Source organism: Rhizobium sp. YIM 134829, from assembly GCF_046546455.1.
In genome coordinates this window covers 13,014-35,755 of record NZ_JBKHKI010000009.1, presented here as the reverse complement: position 1 = coordinate 35,755, position 22,742 = coordinate 13,014, and the positions used below count along the sequence as shown (strand labels likewise).

21 protein-coding genes are annotated in these 22,742 nt (G+C 64.5%); 8 read left to right on the top strand and 13 right to left on the bottom strand.

What is annotated here, in order from left to right; translation table 11 throughout:
- Positions 1 to 229: 229 nt before the first annotated feature.
- Complete coding sequence (locus ACLE20_RS14985) at positions 230 to 715, top strand: dual specificity protein phosphatase family protein (protein WP_410941133.1); 486 nt, start codon at positions 230 to 232, stop codon at positions 713 to 715.
- 45 nt (positions 716 to 760) lie between these two features.
- Here ACLE20_RS14985 and abc-f read toward each other — a convergent pair whose 3' ends face one another.
- Complete coding sequence (gene abc-f / locus ACLE20_RS14980; RefSeq protein WP_410941116.1) at positions 761 to 2,383, bottom strand: ribosomal protection-like ABC-F family protein; 1,623 nt, start codon at positions 2,381 to 2,383, stop codon at positions 761 to 763.
- 121 nt (positions 2,384 to 2,504) lie between these two features.
- Between abc-f and ACLE20_RS14975 the strand changes: the two genes are divergently transcribed.
- Both ACLE20_RS14975 and ACLE20_RS14970 read left to right on the top strand, forming a co-directional pair.
- On the top strand, positions 2,505 to 2,648 hold the full coding sequence (locus ACLE20_RS14975) for a hypothetical protein (RefSeq protein ID WP_410941115.1): 144 nt from the start codon (positions 2,505 to 2,507) through the stop codon (positions 2,646 to 2,648).
- Between the two features lie 100 nt (positions 2,649 to 2,748).
- A complete protein-coding gene (locus ACLE20_RS14970; protein WP_410941114.1) occupies positions 2,749 to 3,630 on the top strand; it encodes a DMT family transporter in 882 nt (293 codons plus the stop codon).
- A 26-nt stretch (positions 3,631 to 3,656) separates the two neighbouring features.
- Here the strand turns inward: ACLE20_RS14970 and ACLE20_RS14965 are convergent, their stop codons facing one another.
- Together ACLE20_RS14965 and ACLE20_RS14960 are read right to left on the bottom strand one after the other, a co-directional pair.
- The gene (locus ACLE20_RS14965; protein ID WP_410941113.1) at positions 3,657 to 5,888 is read right to left on the bottom strand and encodes a PAS domain S-box protein; all 2,232 of its coding nucleotides are present in this window, start codon (positions 5,886 to 5,888) and stop codon (positions 3,657 to 3,659) included.
- 175 nt (positions 5,889 to 6,063) lie between these two features.
- Positions 6,064 to 6,324, bottom strand: a complete 261-nt coding sequence (locus ACLE20_RS14960; protein WP_410941112.1) for a DUF6894 family protein — start codon at positions 6,322 to 6,324, stop codon at positions 6,064 to 6,066.
- 155 nt (positions 6,325 to 6,479) lie between these two features.
- On the opposite strand from ACLE20_RS14960, the gene ACLE20_RS14955 reads away from it, so the two are divergent.
- The gene (locus tag ACLE20_RS14955; protein ID WP_410941111.1) at positions 6,480 to 7,199 is read left to right on the top strand and encodes a Crp/Fnr family transcriptional regulator; all 720 of its coding nucleotides are present in this window, start codon (positions 6,480 to 6,482) and stop codon (positions 7,197 to 7,199) included.
- Here ACLE20_RS14955 and ACLE20_RS14950 read toward each other — a convergent pair.
- The 4 genes from ACLE20_RS14950 to ACLE20_RS14935 all read right to left on the bottom strand — a co-directional run bounded on the left by ACLE20_RS14950 (position 7,174) and on the right by ACLE20_RS14935 (position 12,408).
- On the bottom strand, positions 7,174 to 7,479 hold the full coding sequence (locus ACLE20_RS14950) for a hypothetical protein (RefSeq protein WP_410941110.1): 306 nt from the start codon (positions 7,477 to 7,479) through the stop codon (positions 7,174 to 7,176). The two genes, ACLE20_RS14955 and ACLE20_RS14950, sit on opposite strands and share 26 nt — an antisense overlap.
- A 172-nt stretch (positions 7,480 to 7,651) precedes the next feature.
- Positions 7,652 to 9,709, bottom strand: coding sequence for an NAD(+) synthase (locus ACLE20_RS14945; RefSeq protein ID WP_410941109.1), 2,058 nt, complete (start codon positions 9,707 to 9,709; stop codon positions 7,652 to 7,654).
- A gap of 183 nt (positions 9,710 to 9,892) precedes the next feature.
- The gene (locus tag ACLE20_RS14940; RefSeq protein WP_410941108.1) at positions 9,893 to 11,083 is read right to left on the bottom strand and encodes an AI-2E family transporter; all 1,191 of its coding nucleotides are present in this window, start codon (positions 11,081 to 11,083) and stop codon (positions 9,893 to 9,895) included.
- Between the two features lie 122 nt (positions 11,084 to 11,205).
- Entirely contained in the window at positions 11,206 to 12,408 is a 1,203-nt protein-coding gene (locus ACLE20_RS14935; RefSeq protein WP_410941107.1) for an MFS transporter, read from the bottom strand.
- A 348-nt stretch (positions 12,409 to 12,756) separates the two neighbouring features.
- On the opposite strand from ACLE20_RS14935, the gene ACLE20_RS14930 reads away from it, so the two are divergent.
- From ACLE20_RS14930 to ACLE20_RS14915, 4 genes are all read left to right on the top strand, one after another.
- Positions 12,757 to 14,457 (top strand): long-chain-fatty-acid--CoA ligase, encoded by a 1,701-nt coding sequence (locus tag ACLE20_RS14930; RefSeq protein WP_410941106.1) that lies wholly within the window; start codon positions 12,757 to 12,759, stop codon positions 14,455 to 14,457.
- A gap of 148 nt (positions 14,458 to 14,605) precedes the next feature.
- Positions 14,606 to 16,231: a glucose-6-phosphate isomerase gene (gene pgi / locus ACLE20_RS14925; RefSeq protein WP_410941132.1), complete on the top strand. Its 1,626-nt coding sequence runs from the start codon at positions 14,606 to 14,608 to the stop codon at positions 16,229 to 16,231.
- A gap of 315 nt (positions 16,232 to 16,546) precedes the next feature.
- Positions 16,547 to 16,810 carry a type II toxin-antitoxin system ParD family antitoxin gene (locus tag ACLE20_RS14920; protein WP_410941105.1) on the top strand — a complete coding sequence of 88 codons (264 nt, stop codon included), beginning with the start codon at positions 16,547 to 16,549 and terminating at the stop codon, positions 16,808 to 16,810.
- Positions 16,807 to 17,106 (top strand): type II toxin-antitoxin system RelE/ParE family toxin, encoded by a 300-nt coding sequence (locus ACLE20_RS14915; protein ID WP_410941104.1) that lies wholly within the window; start codon positions 16,807 to 16,809, stop codon positions 17,104 to 17,106. Before ACLE20_RS14920 ends, ACLE20_RS14915 begins: the two co-directional genes overlap by 4 nt.
- 37 nt (positions 17,107 to 17,143) lie before the next feature.
- Here the strand turns inward: ACLE20_RS14915 and ACLE20_RS14910 are convergent, their stop codons facing one another.
- The 6 genes from ACLE20_RS14910 to ACLE20_RS14885 all read right to left on the bottom strand — a co-directional run bounded on the left by ACLE20_RS14910 (position 17,144) and on the right by ACLE20_RS14885 (position 22,597).
- Positions 17,144 to 18,070: a carbohydrate kinase family protein gene (locus tag ACLE20_RS14910; protein WP_410941103.1), complete on the bottom strand. Its 927-nt coding sequence runs from the start codon at positions 18,068 to 18,070 to the stop codon at positions 17,144 to 17,146.
- Positions 18,071 to 18,150: 80 nt separating this feature from the next.
- On the bottom strand, positions 18,151 to 18,846 hold the full coding sequence (locus ACLE20_RS14905) for an orotate phosphoribosyltransferase (RefSeq protein ID WP_410941102.1): 696 nt from the start codon (positions 18,844 to 18,846) through the stop codon (positions 18,151 to 18,153).
- Between the two features lie 42 nt (positions 18,847 to 18,888).
- Complete coding sequence (pyrC, locus tag ACLE20_RS14900; RefSeq protein ID WP_410941131.1) at positions 18,889 to 19,947, bottom strand: dihydroorotase; 1,059 nt, start codon at positions 19,945 to 19,947, stop codon at positions 18,889 to 18,891.
- 120 nt (positions 19,948 to 20,067) lie between these two features.
- Entirely contained in the window at positions 20,068 to 20,700 is a 633-nt protein-coding gene (locus tag ACLE20_RS14895; protein WP_410941101.1) for a nucleoside triphosphate hydrolase, read from the bottom strand.
- The gene (locus ACLE20_RS14890) at positions 20,697 to 21,494 is read right to left on the bottom strand and encodes an ATP-binding cassette domain-containing protein (RefSeq protein WP_410941100.1); all 798 of its coding nucleotides are present in this window, start codon (positions 21,492 to 21,494) and stop codon (positions 20,697 to 20,699) included. Before ACLE20_RS14890 ends, ACLE20_RS14895 begins: the two co-directional genes overlap by 4 nt.
- The gene (locus ACLE20_RS14885) at positions 21,494 to 22,597 is read right to left on the bottom strand and encodes an ABC transporter permease (RefSeq protein ID WP_410941099.1); all 1,104 of its coding nucleotides are present in this window, start codon (positions 22,595 to 22,597) and stop codon (positions 21,494 to 21,496) included. The genes ACLE20_RS14890 and ACLE20_RS14885 overlap by 1 nt, the downstream gene beginning before the upstream one ends.
- Positions 22,598 to 22,742: the final 145 nt, after the last annotated feature.

The window sequence follows — 22,742 nt, the reverse complement described above, 5'->3', positions numbered from 1 at the left end:
CCGAGCCGGCCATCGCCTCCGGCGATCAATCAGGACTCCGGCTCGTGATCTGCTTCTGTCAGCAAGCGCCCGCGCACAACTGCGTGAGCGTCTTGCGGCGCCCTGGCGTCCCGCGATAGAACCAGTCATGGTCGCTCTTCGCTCAACGCCCCTTCTCCGCCGCCGCCTTCGCATCACCGGTCTCGTGGCGCTCTGCCTTCTCGCCCTGCCGGCCACGCTTGGCGCAAAGATGGGCGTCGATCAGCTGACCGGCAATTTCCACACGGTCATCCCCGGCGAACTCTATCGCTCCGGCCAACCGAGCGGAGACGACGTGGCGCTCTATGCCGAGCGCTACGGCATCAAGACGATCCTCAACCTGCGCAACGAGAAGCGGACCGAGTGGTATGCGGATGAGGTCGCGGCGGCCAAGCAGTCCGGCATCACGCTGATCGACCTGCCGCTGAGCTCGAAAAAGGTGCTTTCCAACGAGGACAGCGCAAGGCTGGCCGAACTGATGCGGGACGCACCGAAACCGCTGCTGATCCACTGCGAGCATGGCGCCAACCGGACGGGCCTGGCGAGCGCCATCTATCTCGGCGCCGTGGCCGGCCGCAGCGAGCTGCAGGCGGAACTGCAACTTTCTCCCCTCTATGGCCATGTGCCGATCCGCGGCGTGGGCCGCTATGAAATGTACCAGTCCTGGGACGCCTTCGAGGAAACGCTCGGTTTCTGACGAGCGCGGGCTAAACGACGCGCGTCGATCCGTTCGGACCCGGTATCAGCTATGCAGCCCCGGCGCTTCCTGCCCCGTGCGTGCGACATAGTCCGTGTAACCGCCACCATATTGATGAATGCCGTCCGGCGTGAGTTCGAGGACGCGGTTAGACAAGGCTGCCAGGAAGTGGCGATCATGCGAGACGAACAGCATGGTGCCCTCATATTGGGCCAGCGCCTTGATCAGCATTTCCTTGGTATCGAGATCGAGATGGTTGGTCGGCTCATCGAGCACCAGAAGGTTCGGCGGATCGAACAGCATGGCGGCCATGACGAGGCGGGCCTTCTCGCCTCCGGACAGGACCCGGCAGCGCTTCTCCACATCATCGCCTGAAAAGCCGAAGCAGCCGGCAAGCGCGCGCAGCGAACCCTGGCCCGCCTTCGGGAAGCTCTCTTCCAGCCATTCGAAGACGGTACGTTCGCCGTCGAGTAGATCCATGGCATGCTGGGCAAAATAGCCCATCTTGACGCTGGCGCCGAGCGCCACCGTGCCGGCATCGGGCGTGGCCGTGCCCGCAACCAGCTTGAGAAGCGTCGACTTGCCGGCGCCGTTGACGCCCATGATGCACCAGCGTTCGCGACGCCTCACGGTGAAGTCGAGCCCGTCATAGATGATGCGCGGCCCGTAGGACTTCTGCACCTTCTTCAGGCTCACCACATCCTCGCCGGACCGCGGCGCCGGCAGAAAGTCGAAGGCGACCGTCTGACGGCGGCGCGGCGGCTCCACGCGATCGATCTTTTCCAGCTTTTTGACGCGGCTCTGCACCTGCGAGGCATGCGAGGCGCGCGCCTTGAACCGTTCGATGAACTTGATCTCCTTGGCGAGCATGGCCTGCTGGCGCTCGAACTGCGCCTGCTGGTGCTTCTCGTTCAGGGCCCGCTGCTGCTCGTAGAAGGCATAGTCACCGGAATAGCTGGTCAGCGATCCGGCATCGATCTCGATGATCTTGGTGACGATCCGGTTCATGAACTCGCGATCATGCGAGGTCATCAGCAGCGCACCCTCATAGGTCTTGAGGAAGGATTCGAGCCAGATCAGGCTTTCGAGATCCAGATGGTTGCTCGGCTCGTCGAGCAGCATCACATCGGGGCGCATCAGGAGGATGCGGGCAAGCGCCACGCGCATCTTCCAGCCGCCGGAAAGCTTGCCGACATCGCCATCCATCATCGCCTGGGTAAAGCTCAGGCCATCCAGCACCTCGCGCGCCCGGCCTTCCAGCGCATAGCCGTCAAGCTCCTCATAGCGGGCCTGGACCTCGCCATAGCGCTCGATGATCGCATCCATCTCGTCCATCCGCTCGGGATCGACCATGGCCGTTTCGAGATCGCGCAGTTCCGCGGCGACGATGCTGACCGGGCCGGCACCGTCCATGACCTCGGCCACCGCACTGCGGCCGGACATTTCGCCGACATCCTGGTCGAAATAGCCGATCGTCACCCCCTTCTCGACCGAGATCTGTCCCTCGTCTGGGAGTTCCTGGCCGGTGACCATGCGAAACAGGGTCGTCTTGCCGGCGCCGTTTGGCCCGACGAGGCCGATCTTCTCGCCCTTGTTCAAGGCCGCGGAGGCCTCGATGAAGAGGAGGCGGTGGCTGTTCTGCTTGCTGATGTTTTCGATACGGATCATGGTCGGTCGGGCTTCTCGTTGGTCGCCGCCTTATGGCATAGGCGGTCCTGCCTGTCCTGCCCCTTTTCCGCAACGCAGCATGCCCGGGAACAAAAGCCGCTTCCCCTCTGTTGGAGCGGTCATGACAACAAGCACTGACAAAAAAGCCGGCCGCGGCATGCGGCGTTTCGTGATCACCATCTTCATCATCGCGATGCTGGTGGCCGCCGCCTATTACCTGTTTTTGACACCGGCCGACCCTGGCGCCGTGACCCTTCCGGGTTGATGGGTCGAGGAATTTAGCCGTCCAGGCAGAATAGGCTTTCGGGAAGCCTGCAAACTCGGCTAGGGACGCCATATCCGCCCTTCCATTTGCCCGAGTGTGCATGCAGACCCGCGATCTCGCCACCTACCTCTTCCTGGCGCTTGCCTGGGGCCTTTCCTTTCTCGTCGTCCTGCAGGTGGTGGATGGTTTCGGCTGGGCCGGGGCCGTGGCCTTTCGCGCGCTGATCGCCGGCGCGGCGCTCATCCTCTTCGCGCGGCTGTCGGGCCGGAGGCTACGCTTTACCTCCGGTTTCCCGTCGCTGGCGCTGGTCGGTGCCACCACCGTGGCCGGACAATTGATCGGCCTTTCCTATGGCACGCCGCGGATCGGCACGGCGATGGCGGCGATCATCGTCGCGGCCATTCCGCTCTTCTCCATGGTCATCGCGCAGGCTTGGGGGCTGGAGCGCATCACGCCGGCTCGGCTGCTCGGCCTTGTCCTCGGTCTCATCGGCATCGTGCTGCTCGTCGGCTTTCCAGCGGTGCCCGCCACGCCCTCCTTCCTGCTCGGCTGCGCCGCCTGCCTTGCCGGCAGCTTCTGCGCTGCCTTCGGCAGCAATGTCGTCAGTGCCCGGCTTGCCGGCGTCGACGCGCTGGAGGTGACGGCCGCTGCCTTTCTGACCGGTGGGCTGATCAGCCTGCCGCTCCTCCTCATCGTGCCGGTCCCCGCCTGGCCGCAGCCGCTCGACTGGGCAGCCCTCTTCACCTCCGCGCTCATGATGAGCGCGCTGACCTATGTGCTCTATTTCCGGCTGGTTGCCCGGATCGGTGCGACACGCTCGATCAGCGTCGAATTCGCCGTGACCCTCGTCGCGGTCTTCGTCGGCGCGGTCGTCTTGGGCGAGCCTCTGACCGGCATCCAGCTCGCCGGCGCTGCCGTGATCGTGATGGGCTGCCTGTTGGTGCTTGGCCTCATTCCCAGCCGGAGCCGCCGACCCCGCTGAGGAGCCGGCCAAGCGTGCCTTGGCCCTTAGTCCGTCTGCCGGAGCCGCGCGAGGTCGGCGGCCATGCTGGCGGAAAAGCCTTCTGGGTCGAAGCGCGTTTCCACCTGGCCGGCGCCCACCAGACCCATGCCGATCAGCTTGGATCCGAAGCCCCGCTGGTCGGGGGGTGAGACCAGCGGCCCGCCGCGTTCCTGCCAGGTCAGGCGGAAGACCGCTTCGTCTCCTTGCCCTTCGATTACCCAGGCGAGCGCGACACGGCCCTCTTCATTCGAGAGCGCTCCATATTTCACCGCATTGGTGCCCATCTCATGCACCAGCAGCGCCAGAGACAGGGTGCCCTTGGGTCCCACTTCGACGTCGGGGCCGGAAATGTCGAATCGATCAACGGGCGCGATACGGGAGAGCGTGCTGCCGACCAGCGTTTCCACCGCCGCCGAGGAGGCATTGCGGGCGAAGAGCACGTCATGCGCGGAGCTGAGCGCGTGCAGCCGCCGCTCGAAGGACTGGACCAGCTGGCGGTCCGGCACACGCTTGAGCGTCTGCGAGGCGATCGCCTGCACCATGGCGAGGGTGTTCTTGAGCCTGTGGCTGATCTCGCGGTTGATCAGCGTCTGCTCGGCCTCGGCCCGTTTGCGATCGGAAATGTCGGAAACGGCGACGACTGCGCCGGTCAGCGCGCCGCCGGCATCGTGCACGGCTTCGGCAGACACCGAGAGCCATGTCTCACTGCCATCGCGGCGCTGATAGAGAAGTTCGAGCCCGGCGCTTTCGCACTGCCCGGTCACGATCCGGCTCAAAGGATAGTCTTCCGGCGGGACGCGGCGCCCCTCCGCGTCGCGCGCGTTGAAGATCGAATAACGATCCATCGAGGTCGCTTCCATCGCGTCCTGGCCGAGCATCTGCACCAGGCGACGGTTCTGCATGATGATCCGCCCGCTTGGCGCCTCGGCCAGCAGCACGCCGAGCGGCACCGTCTCGACCACTGTGCGCAGCTGACGCTCACGGTCGCGCAGCACGCTTTCCATCTTCAGCCGTTCCGTCACGTCGACGAAGAGCGCCACGAAACAATCGTCGCCGAAGGGCTGGGCATGCGCTTCGAACCAGCGCCCGCTCGTTCCCGCCGGCCCGGTGAAGACGGTTGGCGCGCCGGAATCGACCGCGGCCTGCACCCGGTCCATCCAGGTCTCATTGGCCTCCGGCAGAACCGTGCGGATCGTCTCACCCATGGCGCGCTCGGCGGCGACTCCCATCAGCTCGCCGAAGGCGCGGTTGACCTTGCGGCAGCGCCAGTCCACCACCCGCCCCTGTCCGTCGCGGATCACTTCGCCGAGGATGAAGCCCTCATGCAGCCGCTCGAACAAGCTGCGCCAATGGATTTCGCTGGCGACGAGACGATCCTCCGCGCGCTTGCGGTCGGTGACGTCGGAGAAGATCGAGGCGACGCGGGTCTCGTCCAGTCGCCGGATGCGGTTCTCGTACCATCGTCCGCCGAGCAGATCCGTACGATTGGCATGGATGACGACATCGCCGGTCGAGAGTACCTGCTCGTAAGCCGGCAGCATATCGTCCAGCGCCGCCGGAACGAGACGGGAGAGCCTCTGGCCGAGGACACTCTCGACAGAAAGACCCGTCAAACGCTCGAAGGCCGGATTGACCTCTTCGAAGACCATATCGGTCAGCCGACCCTCATCGTCGCGCACCGCCTCGGCCACATAGTAGCCCTCCTGCATGTCCTCGAACAGGCGGCGGAACTTGTGTTCGGATACCGTGACGGAGATGTTGTTCTCCAGCACCTGAGCGAGCGATTGCAGGACGCGGAGATTGTGGCTGGTCCAGCGGTGCGGCACGGTATCGATTGCGGCCAGCGCACCGATACATTCCCCGGTCGGCAGCAGGATCGGCACGCCGAGATAGGCAATGACGCCGATGTCCGGGATTGCGAGATTGCCACGGACCAGCGGCTCTTCGCGCGCGTCCATGATGATCAGCGGCTCGCTCCGGTCGACTACATGCTGGCAGAAGGAATGGCTGAGTGGCGTCTCGCCACGTGTCGCCCAAGGTTCGGGCAGTCCGCACTGTCCGGCAAAGACCTGACGGTCCTCCTCGACCAGCGAAATGATCGCCACCGGCACATCCAGCATGACGCGCACATGTTCGCTGAGCGCAGCGAAGTGCTTGTTGCCGGCACTGTTGATCAGCCCGCTTCGGCGCAGAGCCGCAAAGCGTCGCTGTGCGTTTACGTTATTGGATTCTTGCATTCGCACAATCGATGCGGATTAGACGGAGTCCGGGTCCGTCCGCATGGGGCGGGATCCGGTGGGAGGAACAATGGGGCGACGGCTGCCAATTTGCAATGGCGCCGATCAAATCTGCCTCATATTTAACAGTCTTGCAGCGGGGAAGGGCAGCAAGCGACGTCGACACCAACATGCTTCAGTCGTTCCCCGGCGCCCAGTCCGGGTCGGTCCACTCATTGCTGAAAGTCAGCTTCGCCCGGGAAACCGTGCGTCCGGACTGGTCGCGGACTGTCAGCGAGATCGTTCCGGACCCCGTATCGCCCATCTCATCCCGAGCGATGTCTCCAAGGATGCGCGCCACTTCGCGGGCGACCTCACTGCGGGAGCTGAAATCCTGTCCTTCCTCGTCGCGGACCGGCTCGACTCCGTTGCTCAGATCAAAGTAATAGCGGCTCATGTGCTCCACTCCGCTTCAGATTACGTAAGCGTCCGCTGCAAGCTTTGTTCCGGGCCTTCACCAGCCTGTCGGATGATGACGAAGCAGTGGGAAATGGTAAGGTAAATAAACCGTTATCGCCCGTTCTATGGCGGTTGGATGATCTGGAGCCAGACGTGATCGACATTCTTTTCCGAAGCCTGGAAAACCACGACATCGTTTCCGAGGCCGAGCGTGCGCAGCTTCGGATGATCCTCGACAAGGAACGGAACGTCGAGCCGGATGAGGATATCGTCAAACAGGGCAGCCGGCCGCTGTTCAGCACGGTTCTCGCCAGCGGATTTGCCGCGCGCTACAAGCTGACCGTCGACGGCACGCGCCAGATCACCGCGCTGCATGTGCCGGGCGATTTCGTCGATCTTCATGCCTTCCTGCTGAAGACGATGGACCATGGCATCGTCGCGCTTTCGCCCTGCCGCATCATCACCGTCGATCATGCTGATCTTTTAACGCTCACCCATAGCGCGCCGCATCTGACGCGGCTGTTCTGGCTGAAGACGCTGGTGGATGGTGCCGTCCATCGCGAGTGGATCGTCGCCATGGGCCGCCGGTCGAAGCGGGCGCATCTTGCCCATATCATCTGCGAGCTTTTCGTCCGACTCCGCGCAGTCGGCTTGACCGAGGGGAGGTCTTTCTATTTTCCGCTCTCCCAAGGCGAAATGGCCGATGTGCTGGGCCTGTCCCTCGTCCATATGAATCGCACCATCCAGAGTCTGCGCCGCGACGGGCTGATCAGCTGGACCAACCAGACGATCGAGATCCTCGCCTGGGACGAACTGGCAGCCATCGCCGATTTCGACCCGACCTATCTCAGCTTCCAGGTCGAACCACGCTGAGACCTCGAAGGCCGCCCGCCGAGGGCCAGTAGAGATCGGCGCGATAATCGTCGGGGATCACCTCCAGGCGGCAGAGACCAAGCGCGATCGCCTTGACCTGCAGGCCGTAGATCCGCAGTGGCAGCGGCATGGGGCGCCCGGTGGCGGCTTCGCGCGCCGCCTCGCGCCCGAAGGCCACCAGATCGAGCCGGCGGGCGGCCTCGCGCTCCACAGCGGCGACCGTCGGCACCGCGCTGTCTTCGGCCTCTGCCCGTCCACCCTGGATCAGAACCAGTCCCATCCGCCTGCATCCGTTGCTCTCACACCGGGCCTCAGTCTTGCCGAAGGACGAGGGTCCGGCAATCGCGAGAAATCGTCCCTCATCCTTCAGGACTGGGAAAGGTATACGGTGACCGACGCAGCGCCGGTGGACGCAGGGCGCCCGCCCGGGTCTCTCGACAGCTCGGATCTCCTCAGGACGCGGGTTCGCGCTCGGGGACGTTGCCGCGCAGTTCCTCGAGCCAGAGCCGCGCATTGCCATCCGACGGCGCGCGCCAGTCGCCGCGCGGCGAGAGCGAGCCGCCAGACGTCACCTTCGGCCCGTTCGGCGAGGCCGAGCGCTTGAACTGGGCGGTGGTGAAGAAGCGGAACAGGAAGGCCTCCAGCCAGCGGCGGATGGTGGCGAGGTCATAGCCGCCCTTGGCATCCTCGGGGAAACCGGCCGGCCAAGCGCCGGCGTTCGCATCCCGCCAGGCGTGCCAGGCGAGGAAGGCGACCTTGGACGGCTTCAGGCCGAAGCGGGTGATGTAGTAGAGCGCGAAGTCGTGCAGCGCATAGGGCCCGATCTTGTCTTCCGTGCTCTGCAGAGCGCCGCTCTCGTCGGCCGGCACGAGTTCGGGCGAGATGACCGTATCGAGCACGCCGAGGAGCGTGCCGTTCGTTTCGGCATCGAAGAGCTCCCTGCGTACCACCCAGCGGATCAGATGCTGGATCAGCGTCTTCGGCACCGAGGCGTTGACATTGTAGTGGCTCATCTGGTCGCCTACCCCATAGGTGGACCAGCCAAGCGCGATTTCCGAGAGATCGCCCGTGCCGAGCACCAGCGCGTCATAGCGGTTGGCGGCGCGGAACAGGAAATCGGTACGCAAGCCCGCCTGAACGTTCTCGAAGGTGATGTCGTAGACCGGCTTGCCTTCGGAATAGGGATGGCGCAGGTCTTTCAGAAGCTGCTCGGCCAGCGGCCGGATATCGATCTCTTCCGCCGTCAGCCCCAGCGAGCGCATCAGTGACCAGGCGTTCGACTTGGTGGTGTCGCCGGTGGCAAAACCCGGCATGGTGAAGCCGAGAATGTTCTCCCTCGGCAGGCCGAGCTGGTCGAAGGCGCGGGCGGCGACGATCAGCGCATGGGTGGAATCGAGCCCGCCCGAGACGCCGATGCAAATCTTGCGGATGCCGGTCGCCTGCAGCCGCTTCATCAGACCCTGGACCTGGATGTTATAGGTCTCGTAGCAGTCCTGATCGAGCTGTTCGGGATTGTTGGGCACGAAGGGGAAGCGTGACAGCGGGCGGATGAGCCCGATATCCTCCGAGGGGGGCTGAAAGCGGAACGCGACCGTGCGGAAGCTGCGATCGGCGCGCGCGGCATGGGTGGCCGCATCGTTGAAGGTGCCGGTGCGCAACCGCTCGAGCAGCAGTCGGTCGACGTCGATATCGGCGACGCACATCTGCGCGCCCGAAGGGAAACGCTCGGTCTCGGCCAGCCGGTTGCCGAGCTCGTAAATACAGGCCTGACCGTCCCAGGCGAGATCAGTGGTCGATTCCCCCGGGCCCGCCGCGGCATAGACGTAGGCCGAGAAGCAGCGTTCCGACTGCGCGGCGCAGAGCAACCGCCGCGTGGCGGCCTTGCCGACGGTGACGTTGCTGGCCGAGAGATTGGTCAGGATCACCGCGCCGGACAAGGCGCCGAAGTCGCTCGGCGAGGCGGCGATCCAGACATCCTCGCAGATCTCTACATGGAAGACGAAGCCGCGCATGTCGCTGGCCGAGAACAGGAGATCGACGCCGAAGGGCACGGTCAGCCCGGCAATCTCGATCGTTTCGCCGCGGACGTCGCGGCCGGAGACGCACCAGCGCTTCTCGTAGAATTCCCGGTAGTTGGGCAGATAGCTCTTCGGGACCGCGCCCAGGATCGTGCCGCGGTGGATGGCGATGGCACAATTGTAGAGCCGACCCGCCTTCTCGATCGGGGCGCCGACAAGGAGAACGGGCATCAGGTCGCGGCTTGCCTCGACGACACGGGCAAGGGCCGCATGGACAGCGTCATGGAGAGCGGCCTGGCCGAGCAGGTCGTCAAGCGAATAGCTGGAAATGCAAAGTTCCGGGAACACCATCAGGCCGACGGAGCGGTCATGGCCCTGCCGAGCCAAGGCAATGACTTCGTCGGCATTGAAGGCAGGGTCGGCGACCTCGCAACGTGGCGTGCAGGCGGCAACGCGGACGAAGCCCTGGTCGTAGGCAGAAAAGAAATTCACCGTGGCAACCCTTTCGGAGCGGGATCCGCTCTCTTCCTGTCACGGGTGGCGCGTAGGAGACTGAGGCGCCGGCCCCGTCGGGCGTCCTTTATCGATCGAAGCGGACACGCCCGCAAGCGCCAACACGGCGATCCAGCTGGCGGTTCCCGGCAAGTGTCGGGCAGGAGGAGATGATCGACCGGCTCAGGCGTGCTTGATCAGCTTGGCCGGCTCGGCCTCGGTCTCGGCCACGATGGGCACTTCGACCTCGCGCAGCCATTCACGCCAGATGGCGACGAGCAGCGCCATCAGCACGGGGCCGACGAACAGGCCGAGGAAGCCCATGGTCTTCACCCCGCCCACCAAGCCGAAGAAGGTCGGCAGGAAAGGCAGTTTGATCGGTCCGCCGACGAGGCGCGGCCGAAGGGTCTTGTCGACGATGAAGAGCTCGACAGTGCCCCAGACGAACAGCGCTGCACCGGCAAAGGCGGCGCCATCGGCGACCAGATAGATGGAGACCAGCGTGAAGGAGAGCGGCGCGCCGCCCGGGATCAGCGCCATGACGCCGGTGATGATGCCGAGCGTCACCGGCGACGGCACGCCGGCGATCCAGTAGGCGATACCGAGCACGATGCCTTCGCCGATCGCGATCAGGCCCATGCCGGTCACGGTCGAGCTGATCGTCAGCGGCACGATGCGTGAGACACGCTCCCAGCGCGTGGGAAGGATCCGTTCGCCCAGGCGGTCGAGCTGCGCTACGAAGGTCTCGCCATCGCGATAGACGAAGAACAGCGTGATCAGCATGAAGAGAAGGGTAAGAAAGGCTTTCGCCGTCGAGGCACCGACCACCAGCACGCCGCGATAGATATTGCCGATATTGGAGCCGGAGACGAGCTGCACCAGCTCGCCGAGCGCACCGGGATGGCCGACATGCTTGGCCCATTGTTCGCCGAACCAGGCGCCGCCGACCGGCAGCTGCAGCACCCAGGCCGGCACGGGCGCGCCCGTGGCATTGGCTTCGATCGCCCACACCACCCAGCCGCGGAACTCGTCCACGGCATAAACGACGGCGATCGAAATCGGCGTGACGATGAAGGCGACGACCAGGATGATGGCGACCGTTGCGCCGATGGTGCGGCTGCCGCCGGTCAGCCTCAGAAGTCGGCGATAGAGCGGCCAGCTGGCAAAGCCAATCACGGTGGCGGCGAGTACGGGAACCAGGAAGCCGTGGAAGAAATAGGCGCCGGCCAGCAGCACGAAGACAAGGAGCCAGCGGGCAGCCGAGGTCGGGCCGATCAGGGCCGAGCGATCATAGGCGGCCGAGCGGCCCAGCAGTCGTGGCTCGGCGGGGCTGCGTGTCCGCTCGCTTGCAGTCAACCGCACCTGCTCCTCCATGGATGGACGTCCCGCTATCCCGCCTGTCGGACGATCATAGCATCATGTTGCGCAAGCCGGGATGACAATTCCATAAAGGCAGCCAAAATATGACGGGCAGATTAGATAAGGCGCTCAGCCTGTCAGATCCGCGCTGCCCTCTTCCGATCGAGCCGCACGGAGAGGAGGAAGATGACGATGCCGAACACCGCCATGACCGCGCCGACGCCGCCGGTCGACGTCCAGCCATAGCCGGCTGCGATCGAGAGTCCGCCGAGCCAGGCGCCGAGCGCATTGGCGAGATTGAAGGCCGAGTGCATCAACGCAGCCGCCAGCGTTTGCGCCTCGCCTGAAACATCCATCAGCCGCGTTTGAATACCAGGCACCACCGCAAAGCCGCAGCCGACCATCACGACATTGACCACCGCGATCCAGGGCGAGTCCATGGTGAGCGCGAAGAGCACGAAGGTGGCGAGGTTGAAGACCAGCGCCAGGCCGATCGCCTTGACGAGCGACCAGTCGGCGAGCCGCGAGCCGACGACATTGCCGAGGATCATGCCGGCGCCGAACAGCGTCAGCATCAGCGGCACACCCGAAAGCGGCACGCCGGCCACTTCGGTCAGCGCGGGGGTGATGTAGCTGAACACGGCAAACATGCCGCCGCAGCCGATCGAGCAGATGGCGAGCGTCAGCCAGACCTGCGTCTTGCCGAGCGCAGCGAGTTCGCGGAGCGGCGTGGCGGCAGGGTTGGCCTTGTCGCGCGGCACATGCATCAGGATCAACGCCATGGTGACGAGGCTGATGGCGCCGACGATGGCGAAGGCGGTGCGCCAGCCAAGCGCCTGGCCGAACCAGGCGACCAGCGGCGTTCCGACGAGGGTCGCGACCGTCAGCCCCAGCATGACCCGACCGATGGCCCGGGCGCGCTGATGCGGCGCCACCATGCCGGCCGCCACCAGCGAGGCCACGCCGAAATAGGCGCCATGCGGCAGGCCGGCCAGGAAGCGGGCGCCGACGAGCAGGCCGAAGTTGGGGGCGATGGTGCTAGCGAAATTGCCGAGCGCGAATAGCGCCATCAAGAGAAGAAGCACACGCTGGCGCGAGTGCCGCGCAGCGAGCACGGCGATCAGCGGCGCACCGACGACCACGCCGAGCGCATAGGCGCTGATGACCATGCCGGCCGAGGGCACGGAGATGGAGAGGTCGTCCGCCACCTGGGGCAGCAGGCCCATGATCGCAAATTCGCCGGTGCCGATGCCGAAGCCGCCGACGGCGAGCGCCAGCTCGGCCGCCGACATGCTGCCGCGCCTTGGCGCAGTGGCGATGGAAATGGCATGATCCGACATGGCGGTGCCGTCCTTTCGGAGAAAATGGGTCCGGATGGAGAAGACAGCCCCGGCGGTGCAATCCCGCGGCTGTGGCTGCAGTCCTCACCGCCATAGACCGCTTCGGAGACCACGGCAAAGCCTCGCTTGCGAGCCATGCGCCATGGGTAACTCTCTGTTGACCCAAGCGCATAGCTGGTTGACGTTGACGTGCACGTCAGCTACGAAGACGAAACTTGCAGCGGAGGTCTATTGGCCTAAACTGAAGGCTGCAGATGGGCTGCGTGCCTGCGGAGGAGCAGGCGCCTTGGCCGTAAGAAGCACAGGATCGCAGGGCAGGCTCGGCCGCTGCACGGGAGAGAGGGCGTCATGGCGGACAATGCGGTGATCGCGGGAGAGCTTGTCCGGGAGCGGCCATGGCTCAAATCCTATCCGCCCGGCGTGCCGGCGGACATCGAGCCCCTTCCCGACAGTTCGCTTGCAGCCTTCTTCGACCGTTGTTGCGCGGTGAATGGGACACGCACCGCCTACCACTCGCTCGGCGCCACGCTGAGCTTTGCCGCGCTTCAGGAAAAGGCCACCGCCATCGGTGCCTATCTCCAGTCGCTGGGGCTGGAAAAGGGCGATCGCGTCGGCGTCATGCTGCCCAATATATTGCAGAACCCGGTGACAGTGTTCGGCATCCTCAAAGCGGGGCTCATCGTCGTCAACATCAACCCGCTCTATACGCCGCGCGAGCTCGAATATCAGCTGAAGGATTCCGGCGCGAAGGCGATCGTCGTTCTTGAGAACTTCGCCCACACGCTCTCGCAGGTCGTGGCGCGCACCGCGGTCCGTCATGTCGTCGTCGCCAGCATGGGGGACATGCTGGGTCTCAAGGGCCATGTCGTCAATCTGGTGGTTCGCCGGGTGAAGAAACTGGTCCCCGCCTGGTCGCTGCCAGGCCATGTGCCGTTTCGCACTGCGCTCGTCAAAGGCACGGCCATGGCGCTCTCGCCCGTCTCGATGACCCCACAGGATGTCGCCTTCCTGCAATATACCGGCGGCACGACCGGCATCTCCAAGGGCGCGACGCTGACCCATGCCAATCTGATGGCGAATATCGCCCAGATGTCGCTCTGGGTGGAGACGGCCTTCCTGCGCAAACCGCGTCCGGATCCGCTGGTCTTCCTTTGCGCCCTGCCGCTCTACCATATTTTCGCGCTGACGGTGAACGCGCTGATGGGCCTGGCGCTCGGCGGCAGCAATGTGCTGATCCCCAATCCGCGCGATATCCCCGCCTTCGTCAAGGAGCTGCGCCGGCACAGGATTGTCATCTTTCCCGGCCTCAACACGCTGTTCAACGCGCTGATGAACAATCGCGATTTCCAAACGCTCGACTTCTCTGCGCTGACACTGACCTTTGGCGGCGGGATGGCGGTGCAGCGGCCGGTGGCCGAACGCTGGGAGGCGATGACCGGCTGCCCGATCAAGGAAGGCTATGGCCTCTCGGAAACCGCGCCTGTGGCCACCGCCAACCGGCTCGACCTGCCGGACTTCACCGGCGCGATCGGCCTGCCGCTCTCCTCCACCGAGGTCGAGATCCGCGACGATGACGGCCGGCCGCTGGCGCTCGGCGAGATCGGCGAGATCTGCATCCGCGGCCCGCAGGTGATGCGCGGCTACTGGAACCGCCCCGAGGAAACGGCCGCGGCGATCTTTCCGGACGGCTTTTTCCGCACCGGCGACATCGGGCTCATGACGGCGGCGGGCCTCGTCAAGATCGTCGATCGCAAGAAGGACATGATCCTGGTCTCGGGCTTCAACGTATTCCCCAACGAGATCGAGGAGGTAGTGATGATGCTACCCGGCGTGCGCGAATGCGCCGTCGTCGGCGTCGAGGACCGCCATTCGGGCGAGGCCGTCAAGCTCTTCGTGGTCAAAAGCGACGACGCGCTGGACGAAGCGGCGATCCGGGCCCATTGCGCAGTCCACCTCACCAATTACAAGCGGCCCCGGATCATCGAATTTCGCCCCGAATTGCCGAAGAGCAACGTCGGCAAGATCCTGCGCAAGGACCTGCGCAGCTGACGCGTCGTGCGCGCGAAAATCACCGCCTCGGTCTTGATTTAGAGGCTTCAAAGCGACTAGCTAGCGCGGCCGGTTGACCGCTCCATGGAATGCGGCCCGGCCGACGGCGAGACGGTTCGCCGACGCCCCGCTGCCGAGGAGCCCGATGATGAAAGCGCTGGTCGAAAACCTGAAAAGCACCGCTGCCGAGACGAAGGCAACCGATATTCGCGCGGCCTTTGCCGCCGATCCCGAGCGCTTCGCTCGTTTCAGCGTCCGGCTCGACGACCTGCTGCTCGACTATTCGAAGTGCGCGGTCAACGACAAGGTGCTCGACGGGCTGGAAGCGCTGGCTGAAGCCGCGGGTGTTGCCAGGAAGCGCGACGCGATGTTCGCCGGCGAAGCGATCAATTTCACCGAAGGCCGCGCCGTCCTGCATACGGCGCTGCGTAACCGGGCCAATACGCCGGTCCTGGTCGACGGCAAGGATGTCATGCCGGACGTCAATGGCGTGCTCGAAGCCATGGGCCGCTTCTCGGACGGTATCCGCAACGGCACGCTGAAAGGCGCGACCGGAAAGGGGATCACCGATGTCGTCAATATCGGCATCGGCGGTTCCGATCTCGGCCCGGTCATGGCGACGCTGGCGCTGGCGCCGGAGCATGATGGCCCGCGCGCCCATTTCGTCTCCAATATCGACGCCGCCCATATTGCCGACACGCTGAAGCTCCTCGACCCCGAGACCACGCTTTTCATCGTTGCCTCGAAGACCTTCACCACCATCGAGACGATGACCAACGCCCAGACGGCGCGCGCCTTCATTGCCGATGCGCTCGGTGAGGCGGCGGTCGGCCATCATTTCTGCGCCGTCTCCACTGCGCTCGACAAGGTCGCCGCCTTCGGCATCGAGAGCGATCGCATCTTCGGCTTCTGGGATTGGGTCGGCGGACGCTATTCCATCTGGTCGGCAATCGGCCTGCCGCTGATGATCGCGATCGGCAAGGAGAAGTTCGGCGAGTTCCTGGCGGGCGCCCATGCGATCGACGTGCATTTCAAGACCGCGCCGCTGCGCCAGAACCTGCCGCTGCTGCTTGGCCTGATCGGCTATTACCATCGCAACGTTCTCGGCTATCCCTCCCGCGCCATCCTGCCCTACGACCAGCGCCTCTCGCGCTTCCCGGCTTATCTGCAGCAGTTGGACATGGAGTCGAACGGCAAGGGCGTCACCCTCGACGGCACGCCGGTCGAAGGCGACAGCGGCCCGGTGGTCTGGGGCGAGCCCGGCACCAACGGCCAGCACGCCTTCTACCAGCTCATCCACCAGGGCACGACGGTCATTCCGGCCGAATTCATGATTGCTGCCAATGGCCACGAGCCGTCCCTTCGCCATCAGCACGACCTGCTGATCGCCAACTGCCTGGCGCAGTCGGAAGCGCTGATGAAGGGCCGCACGCTGGAAGAAGCCAAGAAGCAGCTAACCGACAAGGGCATGAACGAGGCCAAGGCCGATCACATCGCCCCGCACCGGGTCTTCACCGGCAACCGCCCGTCGCTGACGCTCGTCTATGACAAGCTGACGCCCTTCTCCCTCGGACGGCTGATCGCGCTCTACGAGCACCGCGTCTTCGTCGAAGGCGCGCTCTTCAACATTAATTCCTTCGACCAGTGGGGCGTGGAACTTGGCAAGGAACTGGCAACCGGCCTGCTGCCGGTCGTCGAAGGCAAGGAAAGCCCCGATGGCCATGACAGCTCCACCGCCGGGCTGGTGAAGGCGCTGCTGGCGGCGAAGGTCTGAGGTTCGAATCACAGTTCTCAAATCTGAGCTACAACCCATGGAAAGGCAGCCTCTCCGCTGCCTTTCTCTATGTAAGCCACCAGGCGGCGTCGAAGCTGAGGTCAGCGAAAGTTTGCATAAGCTTGGTCGACTTTGACTTCGAAACGCTCGAAGAAATCCGACGTACGTTCGGCGTGTGATGGAACTCCGTTCCTGAAGATCGCCGTCTTTAACATTCAGGATCAAGCGCGGCACCAGTCCGAAAGTCCCGCTGCTCGAACTGCGATCTTGCGCCTCCGGGTCGTCGTGCATTAAGCTCCTTTAAGGAGATTTATGATGGCTCAGCGCGCGCAGCTTGGTGAACAGCTGGAAAAATATGTCGAGATCCTCGTAAGCACCGGGCGCTTTCGCTCGCGAGACGACGTTCTACGGGAGGGCGTACGGCTGCTGGAGGAGCGCGAGAAGCGCATGGCTGCCCTTGACGGTGCCATTGGACAGGGTCTCGCGGATGCGGAAGCGGGGCGGAGCTCACCCGTGGCAGAGGTCGAGGATCGGCTCGTCGCCAAGTATCGACGGATGTCCGCCGATCGTCAGACGTGATCGTCCTCATCTCCCGTTCCGCGGAAGCTGACCTCGAGCGGATCTCAGATCATATTGCACGCGACAACCCTCAGCGCTCGATCACCTTTGTCCAAGAACTTCTCTCGCGCTGTGCGAGCCTTGCTGACATGCCCTTGGCGTTCCCGCTCGTCCCGCGCTACGGCCATATCGGCTTGCGGAGGCGAGTTCACGGCAACTACCTAATCTTTTACCGTATCGTGGCGGAAACGATCGAAGTTCTGCACATCCTTCACGGTGCGCAGAACCTTGAGAACTTTCTGTTCCCGGAGAATTGAACCAAAAGTCGCTCTCCGATCGGCATCTAGATCGACGTCACATCCCGATCTCATGCGCGAAGGGTGGGTTGGCGCCGGCGCGGGAGACGGTGACGGCGGCGGCCTTGGCGCCGAGGGCCAGCGCATCGCGCAGCTGCGCGTCGTTCAGATTTGCGACCGCCTGCTTGGTCAGCAGGTTGTTGAGCTTCAGCGAGGCGAGGATGCCGGCATCGAAGGTATCCCCTGCCCCGACGGTATCCACGACGGTGACCTTTTCGCCCGCCACCGAAACCTTGCCGCGGCTCGTATAGCCGTCGGCGCCGTCCGCACCCTTGGTGATGACGACGAGCTTGGGGCCGCGTTTGAGCCATTCGCCGGCGAGCGTCTCATGGCTGCCCTCTTCGCCAAACCAGTCGAGGTCCTCGTCGGAGAACTTCACGATATCGGCCATCGCCGCCATGCGCAGCATGCGGGCCTTGTGCGCCTCTCGGTCCTTGATGAAGCCGGGGCGGATGTTCGGGTCGAAGGAGATGACGCGCTTCTCGTGCTCGCGAACCATCAGCGCTTCATAGGTGGAGCCGCAGGGCTCGGGGATCAGGCTGATCGCGCCGAAGTGCAGCGCCTCGCAGAAATCGCCGAGCGCCGGCAGGTCCGCCTCGGTGATCATCCGGCCGGCGGTGTTCTCGTCGAAGAAGGCATAGGTTGCCGAGCCGTTGACGAGCTTCACCACGGCAAGCGTCGTGTGCAGGTCTGAGGTGGCGCAGGGACCGAAGTCGACATTGCTGGCCTTCAGCGTCTCGCGCAGGATATCGCCGAACATATCGGTCGAGAGCCCGGTGAAAAAGCCGGTTGGGATGCCGAGCCGTCCGAGCGCAATCGCCGTATTGAAGATGGCGCCGCCCGCATAGGGCGCAAAGGCGGATTCGCCGAGCGTGCTTTCGCGCGGCAGCATGTCGATCAGGGCTTCCCCACAGCAGATGATCATGTCTTTCTCCGGGTTGTGAACGGGTCTCGTCGATGCGGTGCTAGAGTATTTCCGGTGATCTACTGGTCACCGGAAAGGCTCTAGCCGGCAAGCGCGCTGATGCCGCCGTGTCGGCCGGACCAGTCGAGTGGCGCATCGAGGAAGGATTGAACGCTCTCCAGCGTCTGAGCGTCGAAGAGATTGTCTTCGCGCGCCACCGCCAGAACCTGGCGCCAGGTGGCGATGTTGTGCAGCGTGATGCCCTTCTTGGCCATGTTGGCGCGACCCTCCGGGAAGATGTCGTAGTAGAACAGCGCCATGCCGTGATCGACCACGCCGCCGGCCGCTCGGATCGCGTCGATGAAGGTGAACATGGAGACGCCAGCGGTCGTCAGGTCCTCGATGACCAGGACCCGGGCGCCTTCAGGCATGTGTCCCTCGATCTGGCTGGTGCGACCATGCCCTTTCGGAGCCTTGCGCACATAGATCATCGGCAGGGCCAGGCGCTCGGCCAGCAGGGCCGCAAAGGGAATGCCCGCCGTTTCGCCGCCGGCCACCACGTCGAAGGCTTCGAAGCCGGCTTCACGTAAGATCGTTGCGGCGGCGAAATCCATGACGGTCGAGCGGATGCGTGGATAGGAGATCAGCTTTCGGCAGTCGATATAGACCGGGCTCGCCATGCCGGAGGCGAGCTTATAGGGCTGGTCGGCGCGAAAATGCACGGCCTTGATCTCCCAGAGCATCCGGGCAAGCAGCTCGGCCATCACGGCCTTGTCGGGGAAGGAACTGAGCATCATGGGCGGCATCCTGGCAGAGATGAGGGGATGGATCGCGGCGCCTCAGGCGTCGGCCACATCCCAATGCAGCGGGAACATGGGATCGAACACGGTGACCGGACCGGCACCGGTGTCGATCTTGGCGGGAAAGGCAAGCGGCGCCGCGCGCCGAATGAGCGTGATCCGCTCTTCATTCACCGGCAGACCATACCAGGCCGGGCCGTTCAGCGAGGCGAAGGCCTCCAGCCGGTCGAGCGCCCCATCCTGCTCGAAGACATGGCCGAGGCAGCTCATCGTGTTGATCGAGGTGTAGATGCCCGCGCAGCCGCAGGCACACTCTTTCAGCGGGTCGACATGCGGGGCGCTGTCAGTGCCGAGGAAGAAGCGAGGATCACCGGAGGTAGCGGCGGCACGCAAAGCGAGGCGATGCACCTCGCGCTTGGCCACCGGCAGGCAATAGTAATGCGGGCGGATGCCGCCGACGAGGATGGCATTGCGGTTGATGATCAGGTGATGGGTGGTGATGCTGCCGGCGAGGTTCCGCTCGGCCGCGCGGATATAGTCGATGCCGTCTTTCGTGGTGACATGCTCCATCGTCACCTTGAGCTCCGGCAGGCGACGGCGCAGCGGGTCGAGCACGGTCTCGATGAACACGGCCTCGCGGTCGAAAATATCGACCTCCGGCGTCGTCACCTCGCCATGGACGCAGAGTGGCAGGCCGATCTCCGCCATTTTTTCGAGCACAGGCATGACCTTGCCAAGATCGCGCACGCCGCCGTGCGAATTGGTCGTCGCACCCGCCGGATAAAGCTTCACCGCCGTGATCAGCCCGCTCGCCTTGCCGGCGGCGACATCGCCCGCCTCGGTGTGCTCGGTCAGATAGAGCGTCATCAGCGGCGTGAAACGGTGGCCTTCGGGAAGGGCTGCCAGAATGCGGTCGCGATAGGCCGCGGCATCCTTCGTCGTCACCACCGGCGGCACGAGATTGGGCATGATGATGGCGCGGGCGAAATGGCGGCTGGTGTCCGGCAGTACGCCTTTCAGCATCTCCCCATCGCGCAGGTGGAGATGCCAGTCGTCCGGGCGGCGAAGGGTGAGGTGGGTGGTCTGCTCAGCGCTCATCATCGGCCTTCGCTTTGCGGGATGTCGCCCTCGTTTGCCCCATCGCGACCGCCTTGACAAGGTGATGCACGACCCTGTCGCGCCAAGCGATGCATTCAAGACCGGCAGGGTAAAACGCGGCTAACGTTCGAAGAGATCGATCCGTAGATCGGCCGGCCGCGAGCCATTGAGGATGCGCTCGCCGTTCGGCAGATCGTTGCCGTAAAGTTTCCAGCGGATTTCCTCTTCGCTCAGCTTGTAATGCTCCCAGCGGGCGCGCAGCCGCTCTTCCAGCACCGCATAGGGCGGGCCGACGAGCATGGTGAAATCGAAGAGCGGCGCCAGCCGGGTCCAGGGCGCTTCGTTGAGCAGCAGGTAATTGCCTTCGGCGAGGATGATGCGCGTCTCGAGCGCGATCGCCCGGGCCGAGCCGATCGAGAGCTCGCGGTCGCGGTCGAAGACCGGGACGAGCACCTCTTCATCGGCGCGGCGCACCGCCTGGACGATATCGAGGAAGCCCCGCACGTCGAAGCTCTCGGGCACGCCCTTGCGCTTCAAAAGACCGCGCTCCTCGAGGATGCCGTTGTCCATGTGGAAGCCATCCATCGGCAGGATGGCGGCGCGCTCCCCGCGGCGGGCCAGCTCTTCGAGCAGCGCCTCGGAGAGCGTGGACTTGCCGGCCCCGGGCGGGCCGGCAATGGCGGTGATGAAGCGGCGCGCGCCTTGAGCCCGCGCCAGGATCTGATCGGCAATCGTGCCGACAGTGATGGTCATGCCGCGATCGCCTCGCGCGGCGGCTCCTTGGCCCCGGTCATGAAGGCCACCGCATCCGACATGGAGTAATCTTTCGGATTGATGACGCAGAGGCGCTTGCCGAGGCGGTGGATGTGGATGCGATCCGCCACTTCGAAGACATGCGGCATGTTGTGCGAGATGAGCACGATCGGCAGGCCGCGCGAGCGGACGTCGAGGATGAGCTCCAGCACGCGTCGGCTTTCCTTGACGCCGAGAGCGGCCGTCGGCTCGTCCAGGATGACGAGCTTGGAGCCGAAGGCGGCGGCGCGCGCCACCGCCACGCCCTGCCGCTGGCCGCCGGAGAGCGTTTCCACCGCCTGGTTGATGTTCTGGATGGTCATCAGGCCAAGCTCGGAAAGCTTGTCGCGGGAGAACTTCTCCATGGCGGGCTTGTCGAGCATGCGGAACACCGAACCGAGGATGCCCGGTTTGCGGATCTCGCGGCCGAGGAACATGTTGTCGGCAATCGAGAGCGCCGGCGAGACGGCGAGGTTCTGATAGACCGTCTCGATGCCGGCCTTCTGCGCCTCGATCGGCGACTTGAAGCTGACCAATTCGCCATCGAGCCGGATCTCGCCTTCGTCGGGACGGACGGCACCGGAGATCGCCTTGATCAGCGAGGACTTGCCGGCGCCGTTGTCGCCGATCACGGCCAGGATTTCGCCCTTGTGCAGGTCGAAATCGGCATGGTCGAGCGCGGTGACGCGGCCATAGCGCTTGACGAGCTTGCGGGCGGTGAGGATGGGGGCTTCGGAATAGGAGGGCGTGACCATCAGCCGGCTACCTTTCTGATCCACTGGTCGATTGCAACGGCGGCGATGATGAGGACGCCGATCATGAGATACGTCCACTGCGGGTCGGTACCGATGAGGCGCAGACCGAGCTGGAAGACGCCGACGATGAGCGCGCCGAACAGCATGCCCATGATGGAGCCGCGACCGCCGAAGAGCGAGATGCCGCCGATCACTACGGCCGTGATGGATTCGATATTGGCGAACTGGCCCGCGGTCGGCGAGACCGAACCGATGCGGCCGATGAGTGCCCAGCCGGCCAGCGCGCAGATGATGCCCGACAGTGTGTAGACCGACAGCAGCATGCGCTTGACGTTGACGCCGGCGAGCTCGGCCGCCACCGGATCATCGCCCACCGCGTAGAGATGGCGGCCCCAGGCGGTCTTGTTCAGGACGTACCAGAGCAGGATGACCAGAAGGAACATCGCGACGACGCCGTAGGTGAAGACGGCGCCACCGATGCGGAAATTCTCGCCGAACAGCTTGAGCAGCGGCGCGGTCGCTTCGATGTCCTGGCTGCGGATCGTCTCGTTGGCAGAATAGAGGAAGTTCGAGGCCAGGATGATCTGCCACATGCCGAGCGTGACGATGAAGGGCGGCAGCTTCATCTTGGAGACGAGCCAGCCATTGATCGCCCCGCAGAGGGCGCCGACGCCGAAACCGCAGAGAATGGCAAGCTCGACCGGCAAGCCGTAGCGGAAGACGAACTGGCCCATGATGACCGACGAGAGCACCATGATGGCGCCGACCGACAGGTCGATGCCGGCCGTCATGATGACGAGGGTCTGGGCGGCACCGACGATGCCGGTGATCGCCACCTGCTGAAGGATGAGCGTCATGGAGAAGGCGGAGAAGAATTTGCTGCCGAGGACCGATCCGAAGATGATCAGCGACAGGACCAGCACGATCAGCGGCACGGCGGAGGGCCGCGAGTGCAGGAAGTGCTGGAAATGCTGCAGGGCGCTCTTCTGATGCGTATCGAAGGATGCCACCTGTTTGGAACTGCCGGACAGGACCGTTTCGAAGTCCTGCGGCGCGCGCGCCGGCGTTCCGGTCGCGGTCGCTGCTGCTGTTGGCTCGCTCATGTCATTCGCCTCCCTTGCGGCGCGGCCGCGTTACACCGCGCGGGCCGGGCCCAGAGCGCCGCCCATCGTTCATGATGGGATTGGCTCCACGCTTCGATCGATGCTGCAGCGTCGCGCCGCGGCCAGGCTGGCCACGACGCTTTCT

Excerpts from the sequence above, each read along its gene's own strand:
- abc-f (WP_410941116.1), bottom strand. The coding sequence starts at position 2,383 with ATGATCCGTATCGAAAACATCAGCAAGCAGAACAGCCACCGCCTCCTC.
- ACLE20_RS14905 (WP_410941102.1), bottom strand. The coding sequence starts at position 18,846 with ATGATGCTCAGTTCCTTCCCCGACAAGGCCGTGATGGCCGAGCTGCTT.
- ACLE20_RS14890 (WP_410941100.1), bottom strand. The coding sequence starts at position 21,494 with ATGGTCACGCCCTCCTATTCCGAAGCCCCCATCCTCACCGCCCGCAAG.
- ACLE20_RS14960 (WP_410941112.1), bottom strand. The coding sequence starts at position 6,324 with ATGAGCCGCTATTACTTTGATCTGAGCAACGGAGTCGAGCCGGTCCGC.
- ACLE20_RS14985 (WP_410941133.1), top strand. The coding sequence starts at position 230 with ATGGGCGTCGATCAGCTGACCGGCAATTTCCACACGGTCATCCCCGGC.
- ACLE20_RS14970 (WP_410941114.1), top strand. The coding sequence starts at position 2,749 with ATGCAGACCCGCGATCTCGCCACCTACCTCTTCCTGGCGCTTGCCTGG.
- ACLE20_RS14910 (WP_410941103.1), bottom strand. The coding sequence starts at position 18,070 with ATGATCATCTGCTGTGGGGAAGCCCTGATCGACATGCTGCCGCGCGAA.
- pgi (WP_410941132.1), top strand. The coding sequence starts at position 14,606 with ATGAAAGCGCTGGTCGAAAACCTGAAAAGCACCGCTGCCGAGACGAAG.
- ACLE20_RS14920 (WP_410941105.1), top strand. The coding sequence starts at position 16,547 with ATGGCTCAGCGCGCGCAGCTTGGTGAACAGCTGGAAAAATATGTCGAG.
- pyrC (WP_410941131.1), bottom strand. The coding sequence starts at position 19,947 with ATGAGCGCTGAGCAGACCACCCACCTCACCCTTCGCCGCCCGGACGAC.
- ACLE20_RS14885 (WP_410941099.1), bottom strand. The coding sequence starts at position 22,597 with ATGAGCGAGCCAACAGCAGCAGCGACCGCGACCGGAACGCCGGCGCGC.
- ACLE20_RS14895 (WP_410941101.1), bottom strand. The coding sequence starts at position 20,700 with ATGACCATCACTGTCGGCACGATTGCCGATCAGATCCTGGCGCGGGCT.
- ACLE20_RS14930 (WP_410941106.1), top strand. The coding sequence starts at position 12,757 with ATGGCGGACAATGCGGTGATCGCGGGAGAGCTTGTCCGGGAGCGGCCA.
- ACLE20_RS14965 (WP_410941113.1), bottom strand. The coding sequence starts at position 5,888 with ATGCAAGAATCCAATAACGTAAACGCACAGCGACGCTTTGCGGCTCTG.
- ACLE20_RS14940 (WP_410941108.1), bottom strand. The coding sequence starts at position 11,083 with ATGGAGGAGCAGGTGCGGTTGACTGCAAGCGAGCGGACACGCAGCCCC.
- ACLE20_RS14935 (WP_410941107.1), bottom strand. The coding sequence starts at position 12,408 with ATGTCGGATCATGCCATTTCCATCGCCACTGCGCCAAGGCGCGGCAGC.
- ACLE20_RS14975 (WP_410941115.1), top strand. The coding sequence starts at position 2,505 with ATGACAACAAGCACTGACAAAAAAGCCGGCCGCGGCATGCGGCGTTTC.
- ACLE20_RS14950 (WP_410941110.1), bottom strand. The coding sequence starts at position 7,479 with ATGGGACTGGTTCTGATCCAGGGTGGACGGGCAGAGGCCGAAGACAGC.